Genomic DNA, 14,183 nt, shown 5'->3' with positions numbered 1-14,183 from the left:
CTCCTGCGCTATCACGCCTCGTCCACAACTCGGACGAGGTGTGGAAGCTTGGCGATCATGCCACGAACTGCTGGAGTATCTTCCAGCGTGCTGCGGCGGTGCATTTTATTAAGACCCAGACCGATCAGCGTTGCGCGCTGCTCGGCTGGACGACGGATTGGGCTTCCGATCTGCTCGACCGTAACCGTCTTGCCCTTCTTCTCAGCCATCACTCAAATCCCTTGTCTATGGCGTATCCGGTGGCCTCAGCGGCCCCGGACGAACACAAACTATCGGCTACTCTTCCGAACCGACCACATCATGGCGGCGAGCCTGAAGGGTCGAGTACTTGATGCCGCGCTGTGCAGCGATGTCCTTCGGATGCATCTGATGCTTCAGAGCATCGAACGTCGCACGAACCATGTTGTAAGGGTTCGACGAACCGAGCGACTTGGCGACAACGTCCTGAACGCCGAGCGTTTCGAACACTGCACGCATCGGACCACCGGCGATGATACCCTTACCAGCAGGAGCTGCGCGGAGCAGAACCTTGCCGGCGCCGTGACGGCCTTCAACATCGTGGTGCAGCGTACGGCCCGAACGCAGCGGTACGAAGATCATGTCGCGCTTGGCAGCTTCCGTAGCCTTACGGATAGCTTCCGGCACTTCACGAGCCTTGCCATGACCGAAGCCTACGCGGCCCTTCTGGTCGCCAACAACGACGAGCGCAGCAAAACCGAAGCGACGGCCGCCCTTGACGACCTTGGCGACGCGGTTGATGTGAACGAGCTTATCGACGAATTCGCTGTCGCGCTCCTCACGGCCGCGATCTTCGCGGTTACGTTCTCTCTGTGCCATATCCTGATTTCCTTTTTCTTTTCCGGAAGCACAAAATGCTATTAGAAGCTCAGTCCGCCTTCGCGGGCAGCTTCGGCGAGAGCCTTCACACGGCCGTGGTAAATGAATGCACCACGGTCGAACACTACTTCGCTGACGCCTGCTTTAACGGCACGCTCGGCAACCAGCTTGCCAACTGCAGCTGCTGCTGCGGAGTCGGCGCCAGTCTTGAGCTTGCCCTTCAGGTCGCCATCCAGGGTCGAAGCAGCGGCGATGGTAACACCGCGAACGTCGTCGATAACCTGAACGTAGATGTTCTTGGAAGAGCGGTGCACGCTGAGACGCGGACGGCCGTTTGCAACAGCCTTGACCTGACGGCGTACACGAGCAGCGCGACGCTGCAAAGTTTCTTTTGGCGATGCCATGACGCGCTTCCCTTACTTCTTCTTGCCTTCTTTGCGGACGATCTTCTCGCCAGCATACTTGACGCCCTTGCCCTTGTAAGGCTCGGGGCCGCGATATTCGCGGATCTCAGCCGCGACCTGACCGACCTGCTGCTTGTCGATACCGGTGACGACGATTTCCGTCGGCTTCGGAACGGCAACAGTGATGCCAGCAGGCACGTCGTAGACCACTTCGTGGCTGAAGCCGAGCGAAAGCTGCAGGTTCTTACCCTGCATGGCAGCGCGGTAACCGACGCCGCTGATTTCGAGCTTCTTTTCGAAGCCGTCCTTCACGCCAACAAAAATGTTGGAGATCATCGTGCGGGACATGCCCCACTTCGAACGAGCTTCCTTCGACTGGTCGCGCGGATCGACGCTGACAGCGCCATCTTCCATCTTGACCAGAACTTCATCGTGCACGACGAAGGAGAGTTCACCCTTCGCGCCCTTGGCCTTGACGATCTGCCCATCAACACTGGCGGTCACGCCTGCCGGGACCGGCACGGGTTTTTTACCGATACGAGACATTTTAATACCTGTCTTTTATCTGTTCGCTGTCAACCGCATCAGAAGATGCGGCAGAGCAGCTCACCACCAACGTTTTGTTCACGGGCTTCATGATCAGCCATCACACCCTTAGGGGTGGACAGGATCGAGATGCCAAGACCATTCGCAACCTGCGGGATCGACTTGACCGACACGTATACACGGCGGCCAGGCTTCGAAACGCGGGTCAGTTCACGAATGACTGGAACGCCTTCATAGTACTTCAGTTCGATTTCGATCTCGGCTTTGCCGTTCACGAATTCACTCTGCGTGTATCCGCGGATGTAACCTTCAGACTGAAGAACATCAAGAACGCGAGCGCGCAACTTGGAAGCCGGGGTCGAAACCTTGGTCTTCTTGCGGCCTACTGCGTTACGAATACGGGTCAGCATGTCGCCGATAGGATCTGACACAGACATATGCTACTCCTTACCAGCTCGACTTGACGATGCCCGGGATCTGACCGAGCGAACCCAACTGACGGAGCGCAATACGCGACATCTTCAGTTTACGGTAATAACCACGCGGACGGCCCGAAACTTCGCAACGATTGCGAATACGAACCTTCGATGAATTGCGCGGCAGTTCGGCAAGCCGGATAGTGGCGCGGAAGCGCTCCTCCAGCGGAAGGCCCTGATCCATTACGATCGCCTTCAGACGTGCACGCTTGTCAGCATGACGCTTAACCAACTTTTCGCGGCGCTTGTTTTTTTCGACTGCGCTAGTCTTGGCCATATTATTATACCTCGCTACGCTTGCCGTTACTGCCGGAAGGGGAAGTTGAATGCACGCAGAAGAGCGCGCGCCTCATCATCCGTCTTGGCGGTCGTGCAAACGATGATGTCCATGCCCCAGATCTGATCAACCTTATCGTAGTTGATTTCCGGAAACACGATGTGCTCCTTGATACCCATGGCATAGTTGCCACGTCCGTCAAAGCTCTTCGGGTTCAGGCCGCGGAAGTCGCGAACGCGAGGAAGAGCGATCGTGATGAAACGATCAAGGAATTCGTACATGCGGTCCTGGCGAAGGGTGACCTTCGTGCCGATCGGCATGCCTTCACGCAACTTGAATGTTGCGATCGAGTTACGGGCGCGGGTGATAACAGCCTTTTGACCAGCAATCAAGCCAAGGTCTTCAGCAGCTACAGCCGGCTTCTTGGAGTCGCCAGTGGCTTCGCCAACGCCCATGTTGAGGACAACCTTGGTGATGCGTGGAATCTGCATCTCGTTGTCGTATTTGAATTCTTCAAGCAGAGCCTTACGAATGTTTTCGTTGTAAAGCTTCTTGAAGCGGGGAAGTGCCTTAGCTTCAGCCATCGATCAGCGCTCCAGAACGTTTTGCGACACGAACCTTCTTGCCGTCCTCGACGCGGAAACCGACGCGGGTCGGCTTACCGTCCTTGGGATCAGCAATTGCCAGGTTAGACAGGTGGATCGGCGCTTCCTTGGAGATAATGCCGGCTTCCTGGGTCTGGGTCTGACGCTGATGACGCTTCACAACGTTGATACCGCGAACGAGCGCCTGCTCGTCCTTAGGCATAACCTTGAGAACTTCGCCTTTACGGCCCTTGTCCTTACCGGACAGCACGACAACGCTGTCGCCTTTGCGAATCTTCTGCATCGTCTTGCTTCCTTACAGAACTTCCGGGGCCAGCGAGATGATCTTCATATGGTTCTTTGCGCGAAGTTCGCGCGGAACCGGTCCGAAGATACGCGTGCCGATCGGCTCTTTCTTGTTATCGATGAGAACGGCTGCATTGTTATCGAAACGAATAACGCTGCCGTCCGGACGACGGATGTCCTTGGCGGTGCGTACAACAACCGCCTTCATCACATCACCCTTTTTGACGCGGCCGCGCGGAATAGCTTCCTTGATCGACACCACAATGATGTCGCCAACGGAAGCGTAACGCCGCTTCGAGCCGCCCAGCACCTTGATGCACATGACACGACGTGCGCCGGAGTTATCCGCCACGTCGAGGTTTGTTTGCATCTGAATCATGACTGGCCGCCTTCTTTCCTCTCAGCTGGTTAAGGGCTCCTGCCCTACCTAAGCTGCGTGTTTATAATTTAGCCTGCTGCTTCGTTCGTGAGAACGACCCAGCGTTTGTCCTTCGAGATTGGAGCCGATTCCTGAATGGAAACGAGATCGCCAACCTTGAACTGGTTGTTTTCGTCATGCGCCTTGTACTTCTTAGACTGACGCACGGTCTTCTGGAGGAGCGGGTGCGAATAGCGGCGCTCAACCTTGACCACAACAGTCTTGTCATTCTTGTCGCTGACGACAACGCCCTGCAGAACGCGTTTAGGCATTATATTTTTCCTTATGCCTTGCTTGCGGCCGCCTTCTGGCGGGCAATAGTCTTAATACGCGCGATGTCGCGGCGAACCTGCTTCACGCGCGCGGTTTTTTCGAGCTGGCCGGTGGCCTTCTGAAAGCGCAGGTTGAACTGCTCTTTCTTCAGGGTGCCCAGCTCGTCATTCAGTTGATCGAGGCTCTTCGCCCGAACGTCTGCGGCTTTCATAGTTGCCTCTCTCTTATTCAGCAATGCGCTGGATAAAGCGCGTCTTGATCGGCAACTTTGCTGCGCCGAGTCTGAGGGCTTCGCGTGCCACATCTTCGGGTACGCCGTCAAGCTCAAACATCACGCGACCTGGTGCCACACGGCATGCCCAGTAATCAACCGAACCCTTACCTTTACCCATACGGACTTCGGTAGGCTTCGACGTAACTGGCAGGTCAGGGAAGATGCGGATCCACACGCGACCGGCACGCTTCATGTGACGGGTGATCGCGCGGCGGGCCGCTTCGATCTGACGTGCAGTGACGCGTTCCGGCTCAACGGCCTTCAAACCGAATGCACCGAAATTCAGATCCGTGCCGCCTTTCGAGTTGCCGTGAATACGGCCCTTGAACTGCTTGCGGAACTTGGTGCGCTTAGGCTGCATCATTGTTCTCTACTCCAAATTTCTCGCCCGCGGCCCGCTTTTTAAGCGTTTTCGCGGCGGCGGTTCGACGAGGAACCCTGATTGTCACCCTCGACCGCACGACGCTCGGAAGCCATCGGATCGTGTTCAAGAATCTCGCCCTTGAAGACCCAGACCTTCACGCCGCAGATACCATAAGCGGTCTTCGCTTCTGCCGTACCGTAGTCGATATCGGCGCGAAGCGTATGAAGCGGAACGCGACCTTCACGGTACCATTCCATGCGAGCGATTTCCGCGCCACCCAGACGACCCGAGCAGTTGATACGGATACCTTCGGCTCCAAGACGCATTGCCGACTGAACGGCACGCTTCATGGCGCGACGGAATGCCACACGGCGTTCGAGCTGCTGAGCGATCGACTGAGCGATCAGCGTAGCGTCGATTTCCGGCTTGCGAACTTCAACGATGTTGAGCGACGTATCGGCATTGGTCATCTCGGAAAGCTTCTTGCGGAGCTTTTCGATGTCTGCACCCTTCTTGCCGATGATGATGCCCGGACGAGCCGAATGGATCGTCACGCGGCACTTCTTGTGCGGACGCTCGATTACGATCTTGGAGATCGCAGCCTGCTTCAGTTCCTCGGTGAGGAATTCGCGGATCTTGACATCTTCATGCAGCAGCTTGCCGTACTCACCGGTATTCGCGTACCAACGCGAATCCCAGGTGCGGTTGATGCCGAGGCGAAGACCGATCGGATTAATCTTCTGACCCATTATGCGGCCTCCCCTTTTTCCGCGACTTCGCGGACAACAATGGTGAGATGCGAAAACGGCTTCTCGATACGGCTCGCGCGGCCACGGCCACGGACGTGGAAGCGCTTCATGACGATCGACTTACCTACATAGGCTTCGGCGACGATCAGAGAATCGACGTCGAGGTCATGGTTGTTTTCTGCGTTCGCAATTGCGGACTGGAGCGTCTTCTTAACCGTATCGGCGATCCGCTTGCGCGAGAACGTCAGATCGGCAAGAGCCGCATTCACCTTCTTGCCGCGGATCATGCTCGCAACAAGGTTCAGCTTCTGCGGGCTGACGCGCAGCGTACGGGCAACAGCTTGCGCTTCGTTGTCCTTGAGCTGACGGGGAGCTTTAGCCTTGCCCATCGTTACTTCCTCTTCGACTTCTTGTCCGCGCCGTGACCGTAATAGGTACGTGTAGGCGCGAATTCACCGAACTTGTGTCCGACCATTTCTTCCGAAATCGACACCGGCACATGCTTGTTGCCGTTGTAGACGCCGAAAGTCAGACCGACAAACTGCGGCAGGATGGTGGAGCGACGGCTCCACATCTTGATAACTTCATTACGACCGCCTTCGCGTACCTTCTCAGCCTTCGTGAGAAGATAGCCATCGACGAACGGACCTTTCCAAACTGAACGAGCCACTTCAGACTACCTCTCTTACTTCTTGCGCTGATGGCGCGAACGCATGATGAACTTGTCGGTCGACTTGTTCGAGCGCGTCTTCTTGCCCTTCGTAGGCTTGCCCCACGGAGTGACAGGGTGACGACCACCCGAGGTACGACCTTCACCACCACCATGCGGGTGATCGACCGGGTTCATTGCAACGCCGCGAACGTGCGGACGCTTGCCACGCCACACCGAACGACCGGCCTTACCGTCGTTGATGTTGCCGTGGTCCGGGTTGGACACTGCACCGACCGAAGCAAAGCAGGCACCTGGAACCAGACGCTGTTCACCGGAGTTGAGGCGCAGAATGGCCATGCCCTGATCGCGACCAACCAGCTGGGCGTAGGTGCCAGCCGAACGAGCGATCTGACCGCCCTTGCCAGGCTTCAGTTCGACGTTGTGAACGATCGTGCCAACCGGCATGGAAGCGAGCGGCATTGCGTTGCCCGGCTTCACGTCGACGGAGTTGCCTGCAACAACCTTGTCACCAACAGCAAGACGCTGCGGAGCCAGGATGTATGCCAGTTCACCGTCTTCGTAACGGATCAGCGCGATGAACGCGGTGCGGTTCGGATCGTATTCCAGACGTTCGACAGTGCCGACGACGTCAAGCTTGCGACGCTTGAAATCGATGAAACGGTACGTACGCTTGTGACCACCGCCCTGAAAGCGAACAGTGATACGACCGGTGTTGTTACGGCCACCCTTCTTGGACAGACCTTCGGTCAGGGACTTGACCGGCTTGCCCTTGTAGAGTCCCGAACGGTCCACGATGACCAGCTGACGCTGGCCTGGCGTGATCGGATTAAAATGCTTGAGTGCCATTGTCTCTTACTCCATGGCCTCTCAGAGACCGGTCGAAACGTCGATGCTCTGGCCTTCGGCCAAAGTAACGATCGCTTTCTTGACGTCGCTCTGGCGCCCGATAAGGCCGCGGAACCGCTTAACCTTACCCTTGCGCACTGCAGTGTTGACTGCGGTAACCTTGACGCCGAACAGCGCTTCGACTGCAGCCTTGATTTCCGGCTTCGTTGCCTTGCGGGCTACGTTGAAGACAACCTGGTTGTGTTCGGAAACCATGGTGGACTTCTCGGTGATAACCGGGCTGACGATCACGTCGTAATGGCGAAGATCAGTCATTTGAAACGCTCCTCGAGGGCTTCGACAGCCGCCTTGGAAAGAACGAGCTTGCCGCGGCGAAGGATGTCGTAAACATTGATGCCCTGCACCGGCAGAACGTCGATGTTCGGGATGTTCGAAGCCGCGCGCTGGAAGTTCACGTCGATCTCTGCACCGCCGATGACGAGTGCATTTTCAAGACCGAGCTTGGCGAACTGCGAAACAAGCTGCTTCGTCTTGGCTTCCGTTGCAGCCAGATCATCGATGATGATCAGGTCAGATGCCTTTGCCTTTGCAGACAGGGCATGACGCAGGCCAAGAGCGCGAACCTTCTTCGGCAGATCGTGATCGTGCGAACGGACAACCGGTCCGTGAGCCTGACCACCACCGCGGAACTGCGGAGCGCGAGCGGAATGGTGACGAGCGCGACCCGTACCCTTCTGCTTGTACATCTTTGCGCCGGTGCGGCTTACGTCGCCACGGCCCTGAGCCTTATGGGAGCCCTGCTGGCGGCGAGCCAGCTGCCAGCGCACAACGCGCTGAAGAATGTCGTCACGCGGGTCGAGGCCGAAGATTTCTTCGTTCAGCTTGACCTTGCCGGCATCCTTGCCTTCAAGAGTGGTAATCGTGAGATCCATTATTCGGCTCCCTCAGTCGCGACAGCTTCAGCCTTCGCGGCACCTGCACGCAGAGCGGCCGGCTTCGGCGCGTTCTCAGGCAGCGAGACCTTTACCGCATCGCGCACGATGATCCAGGCGCCCTTGGAGCCAGGAACCGCACCGCGAACCAGAATGAGGCCGCGATCGCTGTCCGTCGAGACAACTTCAATATTCTGCGTGGTTACGCGGGTCTGGCCCATGTGACCAGCCATCTTCTTGCCCTTGAACACCTTACCCGGGTCCTGACGCTGACCGGTCGAGCCGTGAGCGCGGTGGGTAATGGAGTTACCATGGGAAGCGCGATGACCGGCGAAGTTATGACGCTTCATAACACCAGCAAAGCCCTTACCAATCGAAGTACCCGTCACATCGACCTTCTGGCCGGCGACGAAGTGTTCGGCGGTGATTTCAGCGCCGACTTCGAGGAGGTTGTCCGGCGAAACGCGGAATTCCGCGACCTTCGCCTTCGGCTCGACCTCGGCCTTCGCGAAATGACCGCGCATAGCCTTGGACGTGTTCTTTACCTTGGCAAGTCCAACGCCAAGCTGAACAGCCGTGTAACCATTCTTTTCAACTGTACGCTGAGCTACCACGTGGCAATTCTCCATGCGGAGAACCGTCACCGGCACATGCTCGCCGGCGTCGTTATAGACGCGGGTCATGCCCAGCTTCTGTGCAATAACACCTGAACGCATCGGGTTCGTTCCTTCCGTCCTCAAGCCGATTAAAGCTTGATCTCGACATCGACACCGGCGGACAGATCGAGCTTCATCAGCGCGTCCACCGTCTGCGGGGTCGGGTCAACGATATCGAGAAGACGCTTGTGCGTGCGCATCTCGAACTGCTCGCGGCTCTTCTTGTCGATGTGCGGCGACCGGTTAACCGTGAACTTCTCGATCCGCGTAGGAAGCGGGATCGGTCCGCGCACATTTGCACCGGTACGCTTGGCAGTCGACACGATTTCCCGCGTCGAAGCGTCAAGGATCCGATGATCAAACGCCTTGAGGCGAATGCGGATGTTTTGACCGTTCATTTCATCTGTTCCTTGTTACGCGGGAACGCTCGCTCCAAAGCGAGCGTTCCTGCACAAACCTTCATTACTCGATGATCGAGGAGACGATGCCTGCACCGACGGTGCGGCCGCCTTCACGGATAGCGAAGCGGAGCTTCTCTTCCATGGCGATCGGCACGATCAGGGTGACGTCCATAGCGACGTTGTCGCCAGGCATAACCATTTCCGTGCCTTCCGGCAGCGTGACAACACCGGTCACGTCCGTCGTGCGGAAGTAGAACTGCGGACGGTAGTTCGTAAAGAACGGCGTATGACGGCCACCTTCGTCCTTGGTCAGAATGTAGGCTTCTGCCTTGAACTTGGTGTGCGGCTTCACAGAACCCGGCTTGCAGAGAACCTGGCCGCGTTCAACGTCTTCACGGCCAACGCCGCGGATCAGAGCGCCGATGTTGTCGCCAGCCTGGCCCTGATCGAGCAGCTTGCGGAACATTTCAACGCCGGTTACCGTCGTCTTCGCCGTCGCCTTGATGCCGACGATTTCAACTTCTTCACCAACCTTGACGATACCGCGCTCAACGCGACCCGTCACAACCGTACCACGGCCCGAGATCGAGAAAACGTCTTCGATCGGCATCAGGAACGGCTGGTCGATCGGACGTTCCGGGGTCGGAATGTAGTCGTCAACAGCGGCCATCAGCGAACGAACGGCGTCTTCGCCCAGTTCCTTCGAAGAATCTTCCAGCGCAGCAAGAGCCGAGCCCTTGATGATCGGAACTTCGTCGCCCGGGAAATCGTATTTCGACAGAAGTTCGCGAACTTCCAGTTCAACCAGTTCGAGCAGTTCTGCATCGTCAACCTGGTCGCACTTGTTCAGGAACACGACGATTGCCGGAACGCCAACCTGACGAGCGAGCAGGATGTGCTCACGGGTCTGCGGCATCGGGCCGTCAGCGGCCGAAACAACCAGAATTGCGCCGTCCATCTGGGCAGCACCGGTGATCATGTTCTTCACATAGTCAGCGTGACCTGGGCAGTCGACGTGTGCATAGTGACGGTTCGGCGTTTCGTACTCGACGTGTGCCGTCGAGATCGTGATGCCGCGGGCGCGCTCTTCAGGAGCGGCGTCGATCTGGTCATACGCCTTGAACTCGCCGAAAAACTTCGTGATCGCTGCAGTCAGCGACGTCTTGCCATGGTCAACGTGACCAATCGTGCCGATGTTAACGTGGGGCTTCGTACGTTCAAACTTACTCTTTGCCATTTGAGCTCTCCGTAAATTTAGCCTGCTCAGGCATTCTTTTAATTGGGAGCGTGACCCTTAGGTCACGCAAACTTCTTCTGGATTTCCTGTGCGACCGCCGTCGGAACCGGCTCATAATGGTCGAACTGCATCGTGTACTGTGCACGGCCCTGGGACATCGAACGCAGGTTGTTCACGTAACCAAACATGTTGGCGAGTGGAACATTTGCATTGACGACCGTAGCGATGCCGCGGGCTTCGGTGCCGGAAATCTGACCGCGACGCGAGTTCAGATCGCCGATAACGTCACCAACGTAATCTTCCGGCGTGACAACCTCGACCTTCATGATCGGCTCGAGGAGCTGAGCGCCTGCCTTCTGCGCACCTTCACGGAACGCTGCACGGGACGCGATTTCGAAGGCGAGAACAGACGAGTCAACGTCATGGTATGCGCCGTCGATCAGGGTGGCCTTCACGCCGAGCATCGGGAAGCCAGCCAGCGGGCCTGCACCCATGACGCTTTCGATACCCTTCTGGACACCCGGAATGTATTCCTTCGGAACCGAGCCACCGACGATCTTCGATTCGAAGATGAAATCGTCGCCATCATGCGGTTCGAAGATGATCTTAACGCGAGCGAACTGACCGGAACCACCCGACTGCTTCTTGTGGGTGTAATCGATTTCAGCCTGGCGGGTGATCGATTCACGGTAAGCAACCTGCGGAGCACCGACGTTGGCTTCAACCTTGAATTCGCGCTTCATGCGATCGACGAGAATGTCGAGGTGAAGTTCGCCCATGCCGGCGATGATGGTCTGACCGGATTCTTCGTCCGACTTGACGCGGAAAGAAGGATCTTCGGCGGCCAGACGATTGAGCGCAATGCCCATCTTTTCCTGGTCGGCCTTGGTCTTCGGCTCGATAGCGATTTCGATAACCGGATCCGGGAATTCCATGCGCTCGAGGATAACCGGCTTCAGCGGATCGCAGAGCGTATCGCCAGTGGTGGTTTCCTTGAGGCCAGCCAGAGCAACGATGTCGCCTGCAAAGGCTTCTTCAATGTCTTCACGGCTGTTGGAGTGCATCTGCAACATACGGCCGATACGCTCACGCTTGCCCTTGACGGTGTTTTCGAGCGAAACGCCCTTGGTCAGCTTGCCCGAGTAGATACGAGCAAAGGTCAGCGAACCAACGAACGGGTCGTTCATGATCTTGAATGCGAGCATCGAAAGCGGTGCTTCATCCGAAGATTCACGAGTGGTTTCTGTTTCCGTCTTGACGTCGATGCCCTTGATCGCTGGCACGTCGGTCGGAGCTGGAAGGAATTCCACAACAGCGTCGAGAAGCGGCTGAACGCCACGGTTCTTGAACGCGGTACCGCAAAGGATCGGGTGGAACTTGACCTCGATGGTGCCCTTACGGATCAGCGCACGGAGCTGTTCGTTCGTAGGCATTGTGCCTTCGAGGTAAGCTTCCATGGCAGCTTCGTCGATTTCCACAGCCAGCTCGATGAGCTTTTCGCGGTATTCTTCAGCCTGATCCTTGAGGTGCTCAGGAATTTCACCAACGGTCGCAGCTGCGCCGATCGTGCCATCCCAGGTCAGAGCCTTCATTTCGATCAGGTCGATGACGCCTTCGAACTCGTTTTCAGCGCCGATCGGCAGCTGAACCGGAAGTGCTACTGCGCCAAGACGCGAACCGACCATTTCTACGCAACGGTAGAAATCGGCACCGATCTTGTCCATCTTGTTGACGAAGACCATACGCGGGACGTGGTACTTTTCAGCCTGACGCCACACGGTTTCGGTCTGAGGCTCAACGCCAGCGTTGGCGTCGAGCAGTGCAATTGCGCCGTCGAGAACGCGGAGCGAACGTTCAACTTCAATCGTGAAGTCAACGTGGCCCGGCGTGTCGATGATGTTGAAGCGGCGCTTCTTGCCATCCTGACCCTGCCAGAACGTGGTCGTGGCAGCGGACGTGATGGTGATACCGCGTTCCTGCTCCTGCTCCATCCAGTCCATGGTCGACGCACCATCGTGGGTTTCGCCGATCTTATGGTTCTTACCGGTATAGAACAGAATGCGCTCGGTCATCGTCGTCTTACCGGCGTCGATGTGAGCCATGATACCGAAATTGCGGTAGTCTTCGATTTTATATTCGCGGGCCATGATAGTCGCTCTTTGAATAGGTTTCGACGATTACCAGCGGTAATGCGAGAAGGCGCGGTTGGCTTCAGCCATGCGGTGCGTGTCTTCACGCTTCTTCACAGCAGAACCACGGTTGTTAGCAGCGTCAAGCAGCTCACCGGAAAGACGATCGATCATCGTCGTCTCGTTACGGCCACGAGCAGCATTGATGAGCCAACGGATGGCAAGTGCCTGGCGGCGTTCTGGACGCACATCAACCGGAACCTGATAGGTTGCACCACCAACGCGGCGCGAACGGACTTCGATGTGCGGAGCTACGTTGTCGAGCGCCTGATGGAACAGCGCGACCGGCTCGGACTTGGCCTTGGCTTCGATTACATCGAGCGCACCGTAAACGATGCTTTCAGCAACCGACTTCTTGCCATGAAGCATGACTGCATTCATGAACTTCGTGATAACGAGATCGCCGAACTTCGGATCCGGATTGATCTCACGCTTCTCAGCCTTATGGCGTCTGGACATTTCGTCTCTTCTTTCAATTACATCGGGCTCAGCTCGCCTTCTGGCGGCCGGTATCCCCGGAAAATCTTACTTCGGACGCTTTGCACCGTACTTCGAACGGCGCTGCTTGCGGTTCTTGACACCCTGGGTATCGAGAACGCCGCGGATGATGTGGTAACGCACACCCGGCAAGTCCTTTACACGACCGCCGCGGATCATGACGACGGAGTGCTCCTGCAGGTTATGCCCTTCACCAGGGATATAACCAATGACTTCGAAGCCGTTCGTCAGACGAACCTTGGCAACCTTACGGAGAGCCGAGTTCGGCTTCTTCGGGGTCGTCGTGTAAACGCGGGTGCAAACGCCGCGCTTCTGAGGGTTTGCCTGCAGTGCAGGAACCTTATTACGCTTTACCGGCGCAATGCGCGGCTTGCGGATAAGCTGGTTTACGGTTGGCATACAACCTTCCTCTATAAAAAATCTCGTATCCACGCCCATACGGGCCGTTTCACCGCCATGCTGATGCACGAATTCGGGACAAGTCACGACAACCGGTGACCACCCCGAACAAAAGCAGAGGAAGCTGACGCTTCATGCGAACGGCAAGTTGCATTTCGATCGTAAAACGAACCCTGTTTGAGATGAACTTCAGGGCGCGTCGCCCCGAAAAAGCTTGTCTCACATCGGCTCAGATGGGGTGCTGATACGTCTTTAGCGACGTTTCGTCAAGGGCAGCGGCTCAAGTTTCTTCAACGGAAGGTCCGAAACCAGCGTTTTGGCTTCGCCCGGACAGGTTATTGCGCCGCATTTGACGTCTATTCGCTAATATTTCGCGATCAAAACCGTCATTTTCCTATGCAAGCATGGCGCAGCCACTTGGTAAAGGTTATTGAAGCACATCTGAGTCGAAACGCAACAGAATATTAAGGGTTTCTCAATGTCTTCCACATCCCCAACAGCCGGCGACGATTCGCCAACCGTCCATCTCGTCATCGCTGACGTCTGGAACGAAGGTGAAGAATCTCCGGTAGAAGTGCACCTGCTTTTGAAATCGGACGAGAATGAAGATCTCGTCCAGACGGTCCTCAGCATTCTTGCCGAAGAAGGCTACCATGAAGCCGAGCTTCTCGAGATGGGCACGCTGACCGAAGAACCGGAAGAAGAGCCGCACAAGAGTGCCTGGGCCACCGCGCTCAGCGGCGAAGTCGCGCTGATCGAATTCGACGGCGACGACGAAGAAGAAGAAGAAGAATAAGCATCAGAAGAAAGTGCCGGTTCCGACCGGCATTTTTTTATCCAGCAT

At 56.7% G+C, this 14,183-nt stretch carries 25 protein-coding genes; 1 reads left to right on the top strand and 24 read right to left on the bottom strand.

Annotation, left to right across the window (positions count from 1 at the left end):
* Positions 1–11: 11 nt before the first annotated feature.
* The 24 genes from rpmD to rpsL form a co-directional block, all read right to left on the bottom strand.
* A complete protein-coding gene (rpmD, locus tag OANT_RS10265; RefSeq protein WP_002967737.1) occupies positions 12–209 on the bottom strand; it encodes a 50S ribosomal protein L30 in 198 nt (65 codons plus the stop codon).
* 67 nt (positions 210–276) lie between these two features.
* Positions 277–837 (bottom strand): 30S ribosomal protein S5, encoded by a 561-nt coding sequence (gene rpsE / locus OANT_RS10260; protein WP_006467009.1) that lies wholly within the window; start codon positions 835–837, stop codon positions 277–279.
* Between the two features lie 41 nt (positions 838–878).
* Complete coding sequence (rplR, locus tag OANT_RS10255; RefSeq protein ID WP_010659924.1) at positions 879–1,241, bottom strand: 50S ribosomal protein L18; 363 nt, start codon at positions 1,239–1,241, stop codon at positions 879–881.
* Between the two features lie 12 nt (positions 1,242–1,253).
* Complete coding sequence (gene rplF / locus OANT_RS10250; RefSeq protein ID WP_010659923.1) at positions 1,254–1,787, bottom strand: 50S ribosomal protein L6; 534 nt, start codon at positions 1,785–1,787, stop codon at positions 1,254–1,256.
* 38 nt (positions 1,788–1,825) lie between these two features.
* Entirely contained in the window at positions 1,826–2,224 is a 399-nt protein-coding gene (gene rpsH, locus OANT_RS10245; protein WP_007875325.1) for a 30S ribosomal protein S8, read from the bottom strand.
* A gap of 10 nt (positions 2,225–2,234) precedes the next feature.
* Positions 2,235–2,540, bottom strand: coding sequence for a 30S ribosomal protein S14 (rpsN, locus tag OANT_RS10240; RefSeq protein ID WP_010659922.1), 306 nt, complete (start codon positions 2,538–2,540; stop codon positions 2,235–2,237).
* Between the two features lie 26 nt (positions 2,541–2,566).
* On the bottom strand, positions 2,567–3,124 hold the full coding sequence (gene rplE, locus OANT_RS10235; RefSeq protein ID WP_010659921.1) for a 50S ribosomal protein L5: 558 nt from the start codon (positions 3,122–3,124) through the stop codon (positions 2,567–2,569).
* Positions 3,117–3,428: a 50S ribosomal protein L24 gene (gene rplX / locus OANT_RS10230; RefSeq protein ID WP_010659920.1), complete on the bottom strand. Its 312-nt coding sequence runs from the start codon at positions 3,426–3,428 to the stop codon at positions 3,117–3,119. The genes rplE and rplX overlap by 8 nt, the downstream gene beginning before the upstream one ends.
* Before the next feature lie 12 nt (positions 3,429–3,440).
* Positions 3,441–3,809, bottom strand: a complete 369-nt coding sequence (gene rplN, locus OANT_RS10225; protein WP_004683923.1) for a 50S ribosomal protein L14 — start codon at positions 3,807–3,809, stop codon at positions 3,441–3,443.
* 68 nt (positions 3,810–3,877) lie between these two features.
* Positions 3,878–4,120 (bottom strand): 30S ribosomal protein S17, encoded by a 243-nt coding sequence (gene rpsQ, locus OANT_RS10220; RefSeq protein WP_010659919.1) that lies wholly within the window; start codon positions 4,118–4,120, stop codon positions 3,878–3,880.
* An 11-nt stretch (positions 4,121–4,131) separates the two neighbouring features.
* Positions 4,132–4,332, bottom strand: a complete 201-nt coding sequence (gene rpmC / locus OANT_RS10215; RefSeq protein WP_006467022.1) for a 50S ribosomal protein L29 — start codon at positions 4,330–4,332, stop codon at positions 4,132–4,134.
* A 13-nt stretch (positions 4,333–4,345) separates the two neighbouring features.
* Entirely contained in the window at positions 4,346–4,759 is a 414-nt protein-coding gene (gene rplP, locus OANT_RS10210; protein WP_006467023.1) for a 50S ribosomal protein L16, read from the bottom strand.
* A 38-nt stretch (positions 4,760–4,797) separates the two neighbouring features.
* On the bottom strand, positions 4,798–5,508 hold the full coding sequence (gene rpsC / locus OANT_RS10205) for a 30S ribosomal protein S3 (protein WP_006467024.1): 711 nt from the start codon (positions 5,506–5,508) through the stop codon (positions 4,798–4,800).
* On the bottom strand, positions 5,508–5,897 hold the full coding sequence (rplV, locus tag OANT_RS10200) for a 50S ribosomal protein L22 (RefSeq protein WP_010659918.1): 390 nt from the start codon (positions 5,895–5,897) through the stop codon (positions 5,508–5,510). The genes rpsC and rplV overlap by 1 nt, the downstream gene beginning before the upstream one ends.
* Positions 5,898–5,899: 2 nt before the next feature.
* The gene (rpsS, locus tag OANT_RS10195; protein ID WP_010659917.1) at positions 5,900–6,178 is read right to left on the bottom strand and encodes a 30S ribosomal protein S19; all 279 of its coding nucleotides are present in this window, start codon (positions 6,176–6,178) and stop codon (positions 5,900–5,902) included.
* A 15-nt stretch (positions 6,179–6,193) separates the two neighbouring features.
* A complete protein-coding gene (gene rplB, locus OANT_RS10190; RefSeq protein ID WP_010659916.1) occupies positions 6,194–7,027 on the bottom strand; it encodes a 50S ribosomal protein L2 in 834 nt (277 codons plus the stop codon).
* A gap of 21 nt (positions 7,028–7,048) precedes the next feature.
* Positions 7,049–7,342 (bottom strand): 50S ribosomal protein L23, encoded by a 294-nt coding sequence (locus OANT_RS10185; RefSeq protein ID WP_006467028.1) that lies wholly within the window; start codon positions 7,340–7,342, stop codon positions 7,049–7,051.
* The gene (gene rplD, locus OANT_RS10180) at positions 7,339–7,959 is read right to left on the bottom strand and encodes a 50S ribosomal protein L4 (protein WP_010659915.1); all 621 of its coding nucleotides are present in this window, start codon (positions 7,957–7,959) and stop codon (positions 7,339–7,341) included. Before rplD ends, OANT_RS10185 begins: the two co-directional genes overlap by 4 nt.
* On the bottom strand, positions 7,959–8,675 hold the full coding sequence (gene rplC / locus OANT_RS10175) for a 50S ribosomal protein L3 (RefSeq protein WP_012091910.1): 717 nt from the start codon (positions 8,673–8,675) through the stop codon (positions 7,959–7,961). The genes rplD and rplC overlap by 1 nt, the downstream gene beginning before the upstream one ends.
* A gap of 29 nt (positions 8,676–8,704) precedes the next feature.
* The gene (rpsJ, locus tag OANT_RS10170; RefSeq protein ID WP_002964363.1) at positions 8,705–9,013 is read right to left on the bottom strand and encodes a 30S ribosomal protein S10; all 309 of its coding nucleotides are present in this window, start codon (positions 9,011–9,013) and stop codon (positions 8,705–8,707) included.
* Between the two features lie 64 nt (positions 9,014–9,077).
* Positions 9,078–10,253, bottom strand: coding sequence for an elongation factor Tu (tuf, locus tag OANT_RS10165; RefSeq protein WP_012091906.1), 1,176 nt, complete (start codon positions 10,251–10,253; stop codon positions 9,078–9,080).
* A 62-nt stretch (positions 10,254–10,315) separates the two neighbouring features.
* The gene (gene fusA, locus OANT_RS10160; RefSeq protein ID WP_010659911.1) at positions 10,316–12,400 is read right to left on the bottom strand and encodes an elongation factor G; all 2,085 of its coding nucleotides are present in this window, start codon (positions 12,398–12,400) and stop codon (positions 10,316–10,318) included.
* 30 nt (positions 12,401–12,430) lie between these two features.
* Entirely contained in the window at positions 12,431–12,901 is a 471-nt protein-coding gene (gene rpsG, locus OANT_RS10155; protein ID WP_010659910.1) for a 30S ribosomal protein S7, read from the bottom strand.
* A 66-nt stretch (positions 12,902–12,967) separates the two neighbouring features.
* Positions 12,968–13,339 carry a 30S ribosomal protein S12 gene (rpsL, locus tag OANT_RS10150; RefSeq protein WP_006471111.1) on the bottom strand — a complete coding sequence of 124 codons (372 nt, stop codon included), beginning with the start codon at positions 13,337–13,339 and terminating at the stop codon, positions 12,968–12,970.
* A 478-nt stretch (positions 13,340–13,817) separates the two neighbouring features.
* Between rpsL and OANT_RS10145 the strand changes: the two genes are divergently transcribed.
* Positions 13,818–14,135: a hypothetical protein gene (locus tag OANT_RS10145; RefSeq protein WP_012091908.1), complete on the top strand. Its 318-nt coding sequence runs from the start codon at positions 13,818–13,820 to the stop codon at positions 14,133–14,135.
* Positions 14,136–14,183: the final 48 nt, after the last annotated feature.

Origin of the sequence: Brucella anthropi ATCC 49188, from assembly GCF_000017405.1 — a bacterium.
GTDB lineage: Bacteria > Pseudomonadota > Alphaproteobacteria > Rhizobiales > Rhizobiaceae > Brucella > Brucella anthropi.
The sequence above is the reverse complement of the archived record's forward strand: the minus strand, read 5'-3'. Positions and strand labels throughout refer to the sequence as shown.